Below are 15609 nucleotides of genomic sequence, written 5' to 3'. Positions count from 1 at the left end.
GCACTTCATCTTTTTGTCGGCTCGTGGGGCTGGTCCTGTGCAGCAATGCGTCGATGGTTTACTTCGCTTTGGATTCGATCCGTGTGGCAGTCGTCACGACGCTGGCCTGTTCGCTGCTGCTTCAGGCCTGCTATTTCGGCTGCGTGCTCTTTTTCGCGGACGTCGATGATCTGTAGAACTGTTCATTCGCTCCGCAGAGGGCCGGCGAATCCAATCTCTTCCTAAGCCCGTTGGCCGTAATCGAAAGACACGGGGCCGGCGAGTTCGTGCTCAGCTGCCACTGTGCTAGCAAGGGAACGGAATCCAATCCCGGAGCAGATGGCCAGAGTTGAGCGAAGACTGCGGTCGGAGCTCCTGCGCTTCCGGGTCTCCAAGGGGACGACTTTGCGAACCGAAGGGACTTTGAACCGTTGACGTGGCCAGCGTGCGGTAGGTTGGGCCAGCGACAGGGATCCCGGCCGGCCGGGAAGCACCGCCCTCTCAATGTGCGTTGACTTCGCTTCCTTTGGCGAAATGTGGGTAACGGCGAGGGCCGCACTCTTCCCGGGCCGTCGACATTCCCGCCCTTTTGGTGCGTGCGCCGTTAGGCGCGACAATTCGGTGCCCGCGTGTAACTGCGCGCATTCGCCGAAGCTTAGACGTGGTGCATTCCCGCTCGCCCGTTTGGCGGACAGTTCCGGCCGTGCTGGTTTTGCCGCCTAACGCCCGCCGCTCGTCACTGCCACACCCCTCTCCGGCAACGGCTCGGCGCATCGCGCAAGCCGGTTTAGCGATCAGGCCAGGCCCTTCGCGAGTTCCAACGCCTGCCGTTCGAAGAGGCGGCGGTAAATGCCACCATCGAGATTGATCAGGGCGGCATGATCGCCGTCCTCCATGATGCGGCCACGGTCGAAGACGAGCAGCCGATCGAGCGAGCGGACCGTCGACAGCCGGTGTGCGATGACGAGTGTGGTTCGGCCCACCATCAACCGATCCACCGCTTGTTGAATGAGCACCTCGGATTCCGAATCGAGGCTCGATGTGGCCTCGTCCAGAATAAGGATCGGCGCGTTCGCGAGGAAGGCGCGCGCGATCGCCACGCGCTGGCGCTCGCCGCCGGAGAGCTTCAAACCCCTTTCGCCGACCAATGTCCCATAGCCCTTCGGCAGGGGCGCGATGAATTCGTGGGCACTTGCCAGTCGTGCCGCTTGCTCGATCTCGGCCTGGCTCGCGCCAGGCCGGCCATAGGCGATGTTCTCGGCAAGCGACCTGTGAAACAGGATCGGCTCCTGCTGCACGATCGCGATCTGCGAACGAAGGGACTCTTGGGTCACCTCCGAGACGTCCTGACCGTCTATCAGGATCCGGCCGCCGCTCAGGTCGTAGAGTCTCTGGATCAGCTTCACGAATGTTGTCTTGCCGGAACCGGAGGGTCCAACCAACCCAACCCTTTCGCCAGCTTCAATCGACAGCGAACATTCGCTATAGAGCGGCAGGGGATGGTTGGCGTAGCGGAAGTGGACGTTCTCGAAATCGATACGGCCGTTCGTGATCCGGATCGGCTTGGCCTCTGGACGATCGGCAACATCCACCTGCTGATTGTGGATGGCCACCAGTTCTTCCATATCATTAACCGAGTGCTGCACGTTGCGGACATGCATGCCGGCATCACGCAGATAGCCCTGCAGGACGATGAAGGACGTGAGAACATATGCTATCTCGCCCGGCGTTGCCTGTCCATGCGACCACAGAAGCAGGGCATATCCGACCACCGCCACCCTGAGCGCAACCAAAGTTACGCCTTGGGTTGAGCCGATGATCGTTCCGCGCACCCAGCTCCGGCGCGCGCGGTGCCGCCATTTCGTCATGATATTTGCAAGCCGCTCGTCTTCGCGAACCTCTGCGCCGAAGCCCTTGACCACAGCGTTGCAACTGACCGCGTCCGCAAGCGCGCCGCTGAGCCTTGTGTCCCATCGGTTGGCAAGGCTCGCCGCTGGCGCGACATAGCCGAGCGACAGCGAAATCGAAAACGCAAGGTAGACGAGAGAGCCGCAAGCAAAGATCACGCCCATGACCGGCCAGTGCCAGCCGAGCAGCACCGTCGAGCCGATCAAGATGACAAACGACGGGAGCAGCGTGACGAGTATCGTGCTGTTGAGGAGGTCGAGCGCCCACATGCCGCGCGTTATCTTGCGCACTGTCGAGCCGGCGAAGCTGTTTGCATGCCAGTCTGTCGAAAAGCGCTGCACATGATGGAACGCTTCGGTCGCGACGTCGGAAATCATTTTCAACACCAGGTCGCTCAGGCCAATGAAGGCGACGTGGCGCATGGCAATGCCACCGAGTGCCAATGCAATCGGTACAGAGAATGCTGCAACAGCTGAATCCGAAGCTGGTGCTGCCGCATTAGCAGCACGAGAAACAGCGTCGATGAGTCGGCCAGAATAGAGCGGCATCAACACGTCAGCCAGCGTGGAGGCGAGCATCGCGGTCATGATGATCGCGAGCCGGGCCGGCTGCCTGTTCCAGAGGCGAACAGTGAAGGCGAAAACGTCGCGACAAGTGGCGCCGCGCCCATGGACGGGGAAACGTCTCATAGTTTCCAAGCGGGCGCATCAACACGCTCGGTCCCAAAGACGATAAAAGACAAAACTGGAATTTCGACCTCCCCCATAACAGCATCAATTTTGGCGGGCAGCTCTTGCCGCCTCACGACGGTGAGTTCAAAAGTCGTGCCAACTGAGCGGGAACATCCGAAGGACAAATTCAGCAGGTTACCGAGCCTGGAGAAAGTCAGCCGCCATCCAGTCGATACGATTGCTACGGCTGCTCAACTCGGGAGATTGGAAAAGAAGGTCGATGTATCGATTGAATTTTGAGCTTGTTCTTGCCTCGATCAAATAAGTACAGTTGCAATGCAGCTTTCTCAGGCCCGGCACTTAGGTGCTGATTTCAAAAGCGCGCCGCGAATACTTTCCTGCCCATATTCCGTCAATCGAATGCTCGACTGTCGGATTGTGCGCTCCCCGACACAGTGCTGTCGGTTCGCCTCCTGGGTACCTCCCCCGTCGATTGACGACCTGAAGGAGAAGCTTCGCTCGCAAGCTGGCACGACTCTTGAGGGTACTCCAGGTGGCGGAAGGAACTCCGGCTCGAGTCCCGTTGACTTCGGATGTTGCGAGGCTGGGTTGGAGCAAACTGTGCACCAATGAGAACGCAATGAAGGAGACATCATGGAACTCCGGCGGATTGCGGTGGAGTTAGACCTATTCCTCAAGATGACTGATGATGTCGCTCAATCCGAACAGTTGTTCGAACTGTTGTCTGCGTTTGCGCTGAATTTCGATTGCCCGTGGATTGCCTATGGGCCGCTCGCATCAGAGAGGGCTTTCAAGCCGAACCGGGAGGGTTCTGTGGTGATGTGGAATTATCCTGCTGAATGGCAGGAGCGCTACTCGAGAATGGGCTATGCCAAAATAGACCCCCTCATCAAGAAAGGTCGAAAGGAGGCGGGACCCTTTCGATGGAGCGAGGTGTATACTGATGAAAACATAACTGAAGATGGACGCCGCGTCTTGGACGAAGCAGCAACATTCGGCTTGAGGTCAGGCGTTACCGTCCCATTACATGGCCCTGGTGGCAGCTTTAGGTTTGTGAGTTTTGCTCAATCCTCGGACTGCGAATTGCAGAATAGAGCGATCACCTACCTGCAAATGGCCGCGCTGCGGTTTCATCGGATGGTTACGAAGTTCGACACTACGACTGCGTCGGAACGAGCTCATAACCTGTCTCCGAGAGAAATAGAGTGCATTGATTTGGTGTCACAAGGAAAATCATCTTGGGAAATAGGAACTATTTTAGGCAGATCACGAAATACGATAGATTTCCATTTAAAAAATGTAATGCGGAAGTTGGATGCGACCAGCAGAACGGTAGCTGTTGTAAAAGCTTTGAACCTTGGGATTATCCAACCGCCGTAGGTGCGCAGCTAGTTCTCCGCCCGTAGTAGCGCGCGTGATAGCCGAGACGCTCCGGCGTGCGCTCGCTCTTCGAAGCACCCAGCGCCTCGTCCATCTCGGCCTCGAGCACCTCCTGCATCACGGCGCGAATCACCTCGTGCAATCCATCCGGCTTCGAAAGCAAAATGTCGTTGACGCTGCTACGGCGGATTTATCTTCAGGCTTGGTCCTGGTGGCGATGCTGAGTTCGCTTCGCTGAGATTGGGCGGTCATGACAGGGTGGTGTTCAATGTCACCGATTCCTGGAAGAAATTACCATCCGTATTAAGCGACTGACGATGAGTGATGTGTGTCCAAAATCTGACAGCTGTCAGAAAACATTTCGGGTTCAATACAGCGGAGCGTCTTAGCCCTGTCGGGCTTTTCGAAGCCTATCTCGCAGTAACTGCGCGCCAGGCGCACTAGCTCGGCCTTTGCTGGTCGATGTGCGGCAATATAGTGTGAGGGCTGACCCGCATGAGAACACGGAACTCGCTCGATGAAGGATGATCGACGGCATCCAGAAAGCTTCTCTCCGGCGGGTTCGAGGGTGCTGCGCGCGCATCTCGGCGACGGGCCAGCGACCAACGGTTGAGGCTACATCTCCGGAGCGAGTGATGCCTCGAAAGATGCAATGCTGTCTCTGGTCCGACGCGCTGGAAGTTTGTGAAGGGTCGGCCCGGCAAATCGGTGAACCGGGCGGCTTAGGCTGCCAAAAAGGGTAGATGTCTGCGTTGCCTCGGTAGATCAGCAGGCGGTATCAGAAAGCCAAAGGCACACGCACACCATCGTGGCGCTTCGCAGGAAGTAGATGGGAGTAATCACCAGTGATTTTACCGGAACTTCGCTCAGCAAACACAGCCGGCAGGGTTTTGGAGATAACGACGACCACGGGATGCGTCGTAGGATGTTCATATTGTCCCCAGGACAAGTTCGCGGTCCGGCAAAGAAAAGTGTCTCATGCGAGTCATCTGGATCTTGAAGATTTCAAGCGGTGTCTGGCCCGCGTACCGACTTCCGTCGACATTGGTTTTGCGGGATACTCCGAACCTTGGCTCAATCCGGACTGTACCGAAATGGTGGAGCACGCCTTCGCCAAAGGCCATGGCATCAGGATTTTTACGACGCTGGTGGGAATGAACGGGCAGGACCTGCAGCGATTGCAAGCCTTGCGCTTGGGCGTATTCGTGGTCCATGTTTTCGATGACGGCACCTACATGAACAGCCGCCTGGTCGGAGACAAGTATCGCGATCTGGTTCGTCAACTCGTCGACGCGGACATCCCCTTGATCCGATTCGTGGCCTTGGGCGAGCCCCACCCAGATATAGCCGACATTATTCCTACCGAAGCCCTGATAAAAGCGCGGCCGGTGAGCAGTAGGGGTGGAAGCGTCGACCCTAAGATCGTTGCACCACGTCAGCCAGTGGTCGGAGCCCTAACCTGCGTGGACGCACGACAGTATCGGAATGTTCTTCTTCCAAACGGCGACGTTACCCTGTGCTCTATGGATTTTGAACGGCGTCACGTATTGGGCAACCTTCTATATGAGGGTTACTCCGCTCTGTTTGAAAAGCCAGTTTTTCGCGAAATCGTCGACCGCATGAATGGAGCAGATGGTTTTCTGCTTTGCAGGATGTGTGAATTCGCCGACCCAAACGACCGGACCTGAGTGCATGCCGGCCGAGAGGGCGTGCCTGGCAGTGCGGATGGCCCCACGACAGATGCACCTGCCCGCGACGCCATCGTGTTTTCACGTTACGCCAGTATGTTCCTGTAGGCGCGGCAGTGGGCCTCGAGCATTTCGGAGACGAGCTCATCGAAAGGTCTTCGCCTTCCAACCGAGCTTGTCGGCCTGCCTAGCTTGAGGTAACGCCGATCACAGGTCAACCATCGGTCGGATGGAAACAGTGTTAGTCGATCCCGATCAGAGCTTGATTGCTTACTCACGGCTCACCTCGTCAACGCCTTCACCCTCCCGGACGATCTCCTTTTCGACTCGCCTGAAGGCAGCAGCCCAGCTGCGGCCGGGGATGGTTGCCGTCGCGGTAGTGGACGTTCTCGAAACCGATGCGGCCCTTCGCCAGCGCGTCTCCCGGTTGCTTCCGCCTGGCCTACGAACGGGCTTTCCGTCAAGGGGGTCCACGGCGGCCCCGCCCTCTTGATCCGGCGGCTCGGGCCAGTCATCGCGCAAGAGATCGGAATCCGCATTCTTCTCAAAGAGAGCGTGGCTTTCGCTGTGTCATCGGTCATCAAATAGTTTCTTGAATCAGGTTGGTGTCCGCAGCCCGAGGTTGAACGGCGAATATTGATGACCGCCGCGAAGCCGCTCGCTCGCTACGGCGCTATTGAGGAGCGCGCTCGCGAGCGGCTTCGCTACCGCCGAGCGACACAACCTCTGGCGACGCGACCCTGCTGATCTCCTTGGACTCATTCATTTGTCCGGAGCGCTATGGGCAGCGAAGGGTGGGTACGTCAACTACCTGATGCCATAGTAGCGATGCTTTCGCGGAAGCTTTAGAAGCCATCCTGTTGCAGCACATTCGAAAGCATCCGAATGGAGGGCAACGCAACCCAACAATATTTGATGAGGATGCCGGCATCACCAGACCAAACCCAGACCAAACAAAGCTGCCTCCGGCATTCTGCTTCAACGTTAAGCGACGAACATCTGCCGCAAACCACTAGCCATTAAACAGCTCTCTTCTTTGAAAGACTATGTGCAGAGGACTTGATATGGACACCGACGCTTTCACGGCTCATGAATCTAACGTTCGTCGTTATTGCCGGGCGTTCCCCACCGTCTTTACGAAGGCCCTTGGGGCGACGATCTGGGACGAGACGGGTAAGCCCTTTATCGATTTCCTGGTGGGTTCCGGCGCACTCAACTACGGGCACAACAATCCGGATATTATGGCGCCAGCGATTGAATATCTCGTCGGTGAGAACATTCTTCTGTCGCTTGATATGCATACGGCGGCAAAGCGTGACTTCATTGAAGGGTTCGTCGATTGGATCCTGAAACCCAGAGGCCTTTCGTACAAGATTCAGTTTCCCGGGCCGACCGGCACGAACGCCAACGAAGCGGCGCTGGCGCTGGCGCGAAAATACACCGGCCGCTCGAGCGTCATGGCCTTTACGAATGCGTTCCACGGCATGTCGCTCGGCTCTCTAGCGGTGTCGGGCTCGGCCTCAACCAGGGAACTGGGAGGCGTCGCTCGCCACGATGTGATCCGTGTTCCCTATGACGGCTATCCGAGCCAAGCTTTCGATTCCGCCAGTTACATCGACAGCGTTTTGAGCGACCCGGGGAGCGGCATAGAAAAGCCTGCCGCAATCATTCTGGAGACCATCCAGGCCGAAGGCGGCATGAACGCCGCATCCGCAGCTTGGCTCACGGAAATTCAGCGCATTTGCCGTACGCACGGCATTGTTTTTATCGTCGACGATATTCAGGCGGGTGCGGGCCGAACTGGCGATTTCTTCTCATTCGAGTCCGCGAAAATCGAACCGGATATTGTGTGTCTTTCCAAGTCCCTAAGCGGTTCAGGTAGTCCGTTGTCCATCGTTCTGATTCGACCCGACTTGGACATATGGAAGCCCGGAGAACATAGCGGGACCTTCAGAGGCAACAATTTCGCCTTCGTGACGGCAGGAGCCATGTGCAAGATGTGGTCGGATAGGAAATTTACTGCAGGTGTCGAGCGGACAGCCGTCAGGCTGCAAACGCACCTCGATCGCCTGGTTGCGAAATTTCCAAGATACATCGAACAGAAGCGCGGCCGCGGTCTGATGGCCGGCCTGAAATGCCGTTCACCGGCAGTTGTCGGCCGCGTGCACGATGTCGCATTCGAAAATGGCCTTCTTATCGAATCCTCGGGGCCAAATCGCGACGTTATCAAAGTCCTCCCACCGATAACCATCACCGATGCCGAACTCGATCGTGGCATCACCATCCTTGAACACGCACTACAGGAGCAAGACAATGCCTAGTCAGATATCTCAAGTGCCAGCCATCTCGCCGGTTTCGATCAAAGAACGGACCGGGTCGATCAACACGGCGGAGATCATCTCGGTCCTGAAAGGTGAGCTCACCGCTCTGCACATCAAGCAAGCTTTCAGCACCGAAGTAGCCGAGGAGATCACTACGAACTTTATTGGAAGCTCTGGTCTCAGAGAGCGTAAAGATGGTGTGCCCGGACAATATGTCGGCGCATCTCACTACAGGAAGGATGCAGCCACCTATTTCGCAGACGCCGAAAACGCGCGGCCGTACGTCGATGCCCTTTTTAAGAATTTGGTTGACCCGGTTCGAGCAGTATTCAGGGCGTTGAAGCGAGAGCTTCACAACCAGGGAATCGAATTGCGGCTAGCCCGTTCCGAACACGGCCAGGCCAATGTTTGTCGCGGCCTCAGTTGGTCGGGCACAGGCACATTTTCCTTGGATCCCCACGACGACGTCGCTCAAGTCTTACGTGCTGGCGATGATTACGAGCTTTCTGCGGTGGCGCACAATACGGTCGCAGCGCTCAACCTCTATCCCAGCATGCCTGAGGAAGGCGGCAATCTGAAGCTCTGGAGCCACAAGCCGACGGTTGCGGACCGGATATCGCAAGGTGTGGAGACCACTGGATATCCCTATTCGGCAGCCTATCTGGAAGCCGTCCCTTGCCGCGAGTTCGAGCTCAAAACCGGGGATATCGCCCTAATCGATGGCGGCTTCGTTCACGGGGTTACCGGTCAATTAGGCGACGGAAAGCGTCGCCTAGTGCTGAATTGCTTTTTCGGATTTGCGCGGCCTGATCTTGTTCTCTGGTGGACGTGACGTTGGACCTCGCAGCGATCGACTGGCTTGGGCCGTGAGTTGGCGTGGCCAGGCGTGTGACTGCTCATGCTGCCGTCATACAAGCCGAACCTCGAACCGATTGAAATGGCCTTCGCCAGACAGTTTGGGCTGATGCCTTTGCAGGCTACAATTCAGGACTCGCCCTATGAAGAAGCAGTTTACTCCTACAAACGATGTAAGCCTCGCGATCTTTGATCGTCTTGAGTCTGAGGTGCGGAGCTACGTCCGTGCGTTCCCAGTTCTGTTCGATCGAGGCGTCGGCACTGCCCTCATAGCTACAGACGGTCGGGAATACATCGACTTCTTGGGAGGCGCGGGAGCCTTGAATTACGGGCACAACAACCCAGCCTTCACGCGGGCGTTGTTGGACTACATTGCGCGCGACGGAATTGTGCACGGGCTCGACCTTGCTACGACCGCCAAGAAGGCCTTCATCGAAGCTTTTGAGCAGTTTATTTTGAAGCCCCGCGGTCTGTCTTATAAATTGCAATTTACTGGCCCCACAGGTACGAACGCGGTCGAGGCGGCTCTGAAGCTAGCTCGCCAAGTGACCGGCAGGTCAAACATCGTTTCGTTTACGAACTCGTTTCACGGAGTCAGCGCTGGGGCGTTGGCGGCAACCGGAAACACGAAGTTCCGAGATGCTGTCGGCTTTCCCCTCGCGCACGTGACATCGTTGCCGTACGAGGGCTATCTCGGCGCTTCAGACACGATCGAGTATTTCGAGAAGCTTCTCGATGATCCTAGCAGTGGTCTCGGCAAACCCGCTGCGGTGATCCTAGAAGCAGTGCAGGGCGAAGGCGGTGTCAATGCTGCTACCGTTGAATGGCTGCAACGGCTGCGTGATCTGACCTCTCGGCACGAGATCCTGATGATCCTCGATGATATTCAGGCTGGTGTCGGTCGCACAGGGAAATTCTTCAGTTTCGAGGCGGCTGAGATCGTGCCGGACATCGTTACCCTGTCAAAGTCGTTGTCTGCAATTGGAACGCCTATGGCCCTTGTCCTCATGAAGCCTGAACTTGATGTCTGGACGCCGGGTGCGCACACCGGCACGTTCAGGGGCAACAACTATGCTTTCGTCACTGCTCGTGCGGCCCTTGAGACTTACTGGTCCGACTCCAAGTTTGAAGATGAGATTGCTCGCAAATCAGCCATCTTGGCTCAAGAACTCAAGTCGATCGCAGACGACTTCCCCAGCCTTGCTCTGAATGTCCGAGGCCGCGGCTTGATGTATGGACTCGTATCACCAAAGCACCACTCATTGCCGGGGCTCATTTCCCGGGAAGCTTTTCGTCGCGGCTTGGTGATCGAGATCGCTGGCTCGTATGGTGAGGTGCTCAAGTTCATGACAGCCCTTACCATAACCGAGGCTGAACTGCGCCGTGGTCTGTCGATCGTACGCGACAGCATTGGCGCGGTGCAGGACAGCATTTCAGCGGAGTAGGCATTCACTCAGTCCCCCCTACCCAGTCTGGGCTTATCAAGCAAAGGAAATTCCGCTTTAGACGTATGCGATTGTATGGAGACGGACAGCAAAAATGGACACTCGGAGAGCTCAAACAATGGACACCGACCGCTTGACGTGATCGAACGACAGTACGGCATGTGCAAATCAATACACACTTCTTGCTCGTTGCAAGATGAAGGACGACGTCCAGGGCCGGTGAAACCGGTATTCTAATATATTATATAAGTAAGATGGTAATATTGCTGGTTTATCACGAGCGAAGACGAACGGTACACAACACATTAGAAATTAACTTGTATAAGAGGTCCGGTATTTCTTATCCTTTCTGATGAAAAATAGAACGGATTTTGTGCGACGTCGAAGTTTGGCGAGACGAGTGTAAGGCGCGTTCGCGAACCTTACACCGTTACGTTCTGAAGGAGTTGAGATCGTGAGTGATATGACAGCCCGAGACGATGAGATAAGCCTAGCCGAACGCGTAACGCAGCATTTGAAACCGCATTTATGGGCAAAGGCCAACCGGCTCCTTATCCGTAAAGCAATCAGCGAATTTGCACACGAGTTGCTAATTGCTCCTCGACTCCAGCGAATGGAAGGCGACTGGGGGAAGTATGTGCTGGAAAGCGAGACCCCTGGGTTGGAGTATTGGTTCCAGGCTCGGCGCCTCCTGCTAGATCACTGGCAAGTGGACGCCGGCTCTCTGGAGAAAAGGATTGAGGGCAGGCCGGCCCCCCTGGATGCGCTTGATTTTGTTATTGAGTTCAGCCGCCATCTTGGCATAAAGGAAGAGATGATGCCGGTTTACCTGCAGGAGATCAGCAGCACGCTGTATGGCAGCGCGTACAAGCAGGCCAAAACAGAGATATCCGCCGCAGAACTGGCTTTTGCCGATTACCAGATCGTTGAGGCTGGCATGACGGAGGGCCACCCGACCTTTATCGCGAATAACGGTCGCATTGGCTTTGACGCGCTCGACTATAGTCGCTATGCGCCGGAGGTGGGCAGTTCGATAAGACTCATATGGCTGGCCGTCCATAAAGAAATGGCAACGTTTAAGTCCATTTCAACGCTCGACTACGACCTTCTCATGCACGAGGAACTCGGTCGACAGGCGCTGGAACAGTTCGACGCAGCGTTGCGTCAAAAGGGACTAAACTCGACCGATTACATCTATATGCCAGCGCATCCTTGGCAATGGTTCAATCGGCTCTCAACTATCTTCGCGGCGGATATCGCCAACCGGCACATTGTCTGCCTAGGCCAGGGGAAGGACATATATCATGCCCAGCAATCGATCCGCACACTTTTCAATATAAGCGATCCGCATAAACGGTACGTGAAAACGGCGCTGTCGATACTTAACATGGGGTTTATGCGCGGCTTGTCACCGACACACATGCTGGCGACGCCCGCCATCAACGAATGGTTGAAGAATTTGCTCGACAGTGACTCCTATTTAGCCGCCAACGGCTTCAGCATCCTTCGCGAGGTCGCGACGATTGGCTATCGCAATCGTTGTTTCAACACCGCCCTCAAGAAGGACTCCCCTTACAAGCAGATGCTTTCTGCGCTGTGGAGGGAAAGCCCCCTTCGGCAGTTGAAAGAAGGGGAACGTCTGATGACAATGGCGTCGCTGCTTCATGTCGATTACAATGGTGAAGCACTCGTGACAGCCCTCATCAATGCCTCGGGGTTAGACGCCGCCGCTTGGCTACGCCGCTATTTTGAATCTTATCTGGCGCCGCTTCTCCACTGCTTTTATGCTTACGATCTAGCGTTTATGGCACATGGAGAAAATATAATTCTAGTTATGAAAGATCACGCTCCGACGCGAGTTATCATGAAAGACATTGGCGAGGAGCTTCGTATTCTAGGCGGAGATCTCAACGTGCCGGAGGAGATTAAGAGGATCTGCATTCAAGTAAATCGCGACATGAAGCACGACTTCATTTTCACCGACGTTTTCGACTGCTTCTTTCGTTACTTGGCTGTAACACTCGAAGAACATCTTGATTTTCCGTCGACACACTTCTGGCAGCTCGTAAGCGAGTCCATCCTTGGCTACCAGACGAAACATCCGGAATATGACGAAAAATACAGGCAGCATGACCTATTCGCTCCAGAATTTCTGCGACGATGTATGAATCGACTGCAGATACAAAAAAACCAGCAAATGGTGGACTTCGGTGATCCGGGAGAATACCTGCACACCGTCGGCACGCTGAAGAACCCACTGGCGGGCATTCGCAAAGTGACCAGTGCAGGTTAAGCTTGAAGGAGGCGCGTATTTTAAATGAACAATGTAGTTAGCCGGTTTTGGGCCAATACCATACCCCCCCCTTGGGGTAAGCAACCCCTTGCGTAAACGCCGCCGCAGCATGTTGCGCGTATCAGGCGCCCGCTCACCAGCGCGTCGCCTGCTTCCATTCTGAAAGGAGGCGCCTAATTTTTTTATCGCCTTCGGGCCGGCTTTCCAGGTGCCGTCAACACTGACACGGTTAGGCGCCCAAAGCTTGATTTGTGTAGACCTCGCTACCTTAAGCATAAACCTCGTCGAACGCCTTCAATCAAGCACTGCGGCCTTGACGCTCATGCTAGGAGATCATGGCCGCGTTGGAGGTAAGTGCGGCTCTAACTTATGGCTAGAAGGGAGCTTCTCATGTACATTCTAGAAACGCCGCGCCTAATCCTAAGGCCACCGTCGCATAGCGACGAGCTTCTTCTACATGAGCTTCATAGCGATCCATTTGTGGTAAATGCCATGTGGGATGGAGTCTATCCGACCCGAGAGCAATCGAAAGCTAAACTACAACAGTTCATCCATCATTGGCAGAGCAATGGTTTCGGCTTATGGATGGTGTTCGTAAAAGGCGAAGGCCAAGTCGGAAAATTCGCAGGCTACTGTGGATTGATGTACAGTGGCCCGTATCTGCCCGAAGATCCCACTAATGTGGAAACCGTATCGTGCCTCCACCTTGCGTCTTCCGGTAAGGGGATCGCCGCAGAGGCCGGCAGGGCAGCGATCCAGTTTGCTTTCGAGAACCTAACGCTCGAGAAGGTCACTTCATTCATTCGCCCAACGAACACGCGTTCGCTTCGGAAAGCACCGAAAGTAGGCCTTCGCTATGTAAGAGACCGGGTCTACAATAACGTAGTTATGCGATATTTTGAAGTGACAGTCTTGACTGCTGTAAAAATCGAAAAAGTCGTCGTTATCTCTTGTTAGTATCATTGTTTCTCGGAAGACGGTGATGCAAGAAACCGTAGGCGAGCGCTGCTCTCGCCCTACGAACTTGCAATCATTCACACCGACGCACCGGCGTGTCCGGAGATGCATGTGCCCTGGAATTGAGAGCTTGTCGGTTCAGAGATAGTTCAGATGGGTCGCTCGGTCTCGCTTCGGGCATGCCCTCGACCGATTTGGCGATCAAATCGCTCCGTTACAGACGGCATGATGTGGAGCTGCCGCGCCGTAAGTGACCATATCTCAGGCGGTAGGAGGAGCGCTTTGCTGAAGAAGCCCATCACACTTGGTACCTTGATGGGGAGTTGCGTGGTTTTCGATTATATCGTCGTGGGTGGTGGCTCCTCTGGATGCGTGATGGCGAGCAGGCTCTCCGCCTATGGCGCTCGCGTGCTGCTCATTGAAGCTGGCCCTGATACGCCGCCGAATGCCATTCCTGACGACATCCAGGATGGCGACCCAACGCGTGCTTACCTTAATCCCGGTTATCGATGGCAGTCACTCCACGCGACAACGGTGCGAGGTGGCCGCAAGCCTGTCCATTACGAACAGGCGCGCGTCATGGGTGGCGGCTCCAGCATCAATGCCCAAGTCGCCAACCGCGGCGGGCCCGGAGATTACGATGAGTGGGCCTCAAGCGGTGCAACGGGCTGGGGTTGGGAAGACGTGCTGCCCTACTTCCGTCGTCTAGAATGCGATTTGGATTTCGGCGGGGAATTTCATGGCACGAACGGCCCCTTGCCAATCAAACGTGTGCGCCAATCAGACTGGTCGGGCTTCATCCGGGCAATCTCCGATGCTTACGATGCTTTGGGGCTTCATTTCAGGCCAGACTTCAATGGTGCATTCGGTGATGGCTATTCAGTTGTCCCATTGACCAACCGCAATGGTCATCGGGTCTCCTCCGCGATGGCGTACTTACCCGAAACCGTCCGCTCTCGCCGCAATCTAACGATTTTATCCGAAACGACAGTTGCGCGGCTGACCTTTTTGGGAACAACGGTAACGGGGGTCGAGACGGAGAACAAATCGGGCGTGCAATCGTATAGCGCTTCTTGCGTTATCCTGTGCGCAGGAGCACTCCATTCACCCGCCATATTGATGCGCTCCGGGATCGGCCCCGCGAAGGAATTAGTACAATTCGGAATCCCTATCGTTGCAGATTTGAAAGGTGTGGGCCAGAATCTTCAGGAACACCCCACGATTTGCGTTTCGGCCTATTTGAAGCCGGCCGATCGCTTGTCACCCGGCGTGAGCGAATATATTCAGATGCACGCCCGCTACTCGTCGGGTTACGAAGGCTGCCCGTCGACCGATATGGCAATATCGACTGTTGCCAAATCATCCTGGCACCCGCTGGGGAGGCGCCTCGGCACTCTCGCCGTGTGGGTCAATCGCAGCTACTCGACGGGAACTGTGGCGCTCAAGGGTAGTTCGCATAAAATAGAGCCGGAGGTCGATTTCAACTGGTTGAGCGACAAGCGGGACGCCGAGCGCCTCAAGCAGGGCTTTCGCTTCATAGTCCGCCTGCTGCAGCAAGATTCGCTGTCCTCTGTGGCGCTGGACCCGTTTCCGTCAGCGTTGAATGCGCGAGCGAAGCTGGTGAGCAAGGTCACAAGCACAAACTATGCACTCACGTCATTTCTGGCGCTGCTCATGGACGCGTCGCCGCGGCTGCGCCGTGGGCTGATTAGGCGCGTCATAACGGATGGGGATAGCATTTCCGATCTCGTCAACGACGAGAAACATCTGGATCGGTATATTCGCCAGAACGTCATCCCAAGTTGGCATCCGACGTCGACCTGCAGGATGGGGGCAGCCGCGGATCCTGGCGCTGTGACCGATCCGTCGGGACGCGTTCATGGTATTTTGGGTTTGAGGATCGCCGACGCTTCCGTCATGCCATTTTGCCCTCGGGCGAACACAAACATTCCGACGATTATGGTGGCTGAGAAATTGGCCGACACAACCTTGAGAGACGGCAGACGGAGCTAAATCGCTGCCTGCTTTGCTGCTCGGCTAGTCGTCTCGTCGAGACGGCGGATAACGTCGACAAGCGCTTCCTCAGCTCAT

General features: G+C 55.9%; 11 protein-coding genes and 1 pseudogene. 10 read left to right on the top strand and 2 right to left on the bottom strand.

The window, feature by feature from the left end:
- Nucleotides 1–53: 53 nt before the first annotated feature.
- Nucleotides 54–176, top strand: a complete 123-nt coding sequence (locus tag P9273_RS23325; RefSeq protein WP_127248688.1) for an exopolysaccharide production repressor protein — start codon at nucleotides 54–56, stop codon at nucleotides 174–176.
- Between the two features lie 597 nt (nucleotides 177–773).
- Here P9273_RS23325 and P9273_RS23320 read toward each other — a convergent pair.
- Complete coding sequence (locus P9273_RS23320; protein ID WP_063169366.1) at nucleotides 774–2576, bottom strand: ABC transporter ATP-binding protein; 1803 nt, start codon at nucleotides 2574–2576, stop codon at nucleotides 774–776.
- On the opposite strand from P9273_RS23320, the gene P9273_RS23315 reads away from it, so the two are divergent.
- The gene (locus P9273_RS23315; protein ID WP_127262113.1) at nucleotides 2556–2858 is read left to right on the top strand and encodes a hypothetical protein; all 303 of its coding nucleotides are present in this window, start codon (nucleotides 2556–2558) and stop codon (nucleotides 2856–2858) included. The two genes, P9273_RS23320 and P9273_RS23315, sit on opposite strands and share 21 nt — an antisense overlap.
- 354 nt (nucleotides 2859–3212) lie before the next feature.
- Nucleotides 3213–3959 (top strand): LuxR family transcriptional regulator, encoded by a 747-nt coding sequence (locus P9273_RS23310; RefSeq protein ID WP_063169365.1) that lies wholly within the window; start codon nucleotides 3213–3215, stop codon nucleotides 3957–3959.
- Nucleotides 3960–3975: 16 nt separating this feature from the next.
- On the opposite strand, the pseudogene P9273_RS23305 reads toward P9273_RS23310, so the two are convergent.
- Nucleotides 3976–4211 (bottom strand): annotated as a pseudogene (locus tag P9273_RS23305) (transposase); the annotation flags it as partial.
- A gap of 719 nt (nucleotides 4212–4930) precedes the next feature.
- On the opposite strand from P9273_RS23305, the gene P9273_RS23300 reads away from it, so the two are divergent.
- From P9273_RS23300 to P9273_RS23270, 7 genes are all read left to right on the top strand, one after another.
- A complete protein-coding gene (locus P9273_RS23300; protein WP_224571099.1) occupies nucleotides 4931–5647 on the top strand; it encodes a radical SAM/SPASM domain-containing protein in 717 nt (238 codons plus the stop codon).
- 1064 nt (nucleotides 5648–6711) lie between these two features.
- On the top strand, nucleotides 6712–7968 hold the full coding sequence (ectB, locus tag P9273_RS23295; RefSeq protein ID WP_063169362.1) for a diaminobutyrate--2-oxoglutarate transaminase: 1257 nt from the start codon (nucleotides 6712–6714) through the stop codon (nucleotides 7966–7968).
- Nucleotides 7961–8800: a 2OG-Fe(II)-dependent halogenase WelO5 family protein gene (locus tag P9273_RS23290; RefSeq protein WP_063169361.1), complete on the top strand. Its 840-nt coding sequence runs from the start codon at nucleotides 7961–7963 to the stop codon at nucleotides 8798–8800. Before ectB (P9273_RS23295) ends, P9273_RS23290 begins: the two co-directional genes overlap by 8 nt.
- A gap of 166 nt (nucleotides 8801–8966) precedes the next feature.
- Complete coding sequence (gene ectB, locus P9273_RS23285) at nucleotides 8967–10268, top strand: diaminobutyrate--2-oxoglutarate transaminase (protein WP_063169360.1); 1302 nt, start codon at nucleotides 8967–8969, stop codon at nucleotides 10266–10268.
- 463 nt (nucleotides 10269–10731) lie between these two features.
- A complete protein-coding gene (locus P9273_RS23280) occupies nucleotides 10732–12561 on the top strand; it encodes an IucA/IucC family protein (protein ID WP_063169359.1) in 1830 nt (609 codons plus the stop codon).
- A gap of 390 nt (nucleotides 12562–12951) precedes the next feature.
- Nucleotides 12952–13518: a GNAT family N-acetyltransferase gene (locus P9273_RS23275; protein WP_158515808.1), complete on the top strand. Its 567-nt coding sequence runs from the start codon at nucleotides 12952–12954 to the stop codon at nucleotides 13516–13518.
- A 327-nt stretch (nucleotides 13519–13845) separates the two neighbouring features.
- Complete coding sequence (locus P9273_RS23270) at nucleotides 13846–15531, top strand: GMC family oxidoreductase (RefSeq protein ID WP_063169348.1); 1686 nt, start codon at nucleotides 13846–13848, stop codon at nucleotides 15529–15531.
- Nucleotides 15532–15609: the final 78 nt, after the last annotated feature.

Source organism: Mesorhizobium sp. WSM4935 (assembly GCF_029625735.1).
Classification (GTDB): domain Bacteria; phylum Pseudomonadota; class Alphaproteobacteria; order Rhizobiales; family Rhizobiaceae; genus Mesorhizobium.
Note: the sequence above shows the minus strand (reverse complement) of the source record. Positions and strands in the feature narration are given on the sequence as shown.

Coding starts and splice junctions, on each gene's coding strand:
- P9273_RS23325 (WP_127248688.1), top strand. CDS start 54: ATGGTTTACTTCGCTTTGGATTCGATCCGTGTGGCAGTCGTCACGACG.
- P9273_RS23315 (WP_127262113.1), top strand. CDS start 2,556: ATGGACGGGGAAACGTCTCATAGTTTCCAAGCGGGCGCATCAACACGC.
- P9273_RS23320 (WP_063169366.1), bottom strand. CDS start 2,576: ATGAGACGTTTCCCCGTCCATGGGCGCGGCGCCACTTGTCGCGACGTT.
- P9273_RS23310 (WP_063169365.1), top strand. CDS start 3,213: ATGGAACTCCGGCGGATTGCGGTGGAGTTAGACCTATTCCTCAAGATG.
- ectB (WP_063169362.1), top strand. CDS start 6,712: ATGGACACCGACGCTTTCACGGCTCATGAATCTAACGTTCGTCGTTAT.
- P9273_RS23290 (WP_063169361.1), top strand. CDS start 7,961: ATGCCTAGTCAGATATCTCAAGTGCCAGCCATCTCGCCGGTTTCGATC.
- ectB (WP_063169360.1), top strand. CDS start 8,967: ATGAAGAAGCAGTTTACTCCTACAAACGATGTAAGCCTCGCGATCTTT.
- P9273_RS23280 (WP_063169359.1), top strand. CDS start 10,732: ATGACAGCCCGAGACGATGAGATAAGCCTAGCCGAACGCGTAACGCAG.
- P9273_RS23275 (WP_158515808.1), top strand. CDS start 12,952: ATGTACATTCTAGAAACGCCGCGCCTAATCCTAAGGCCACCGTCGCAT.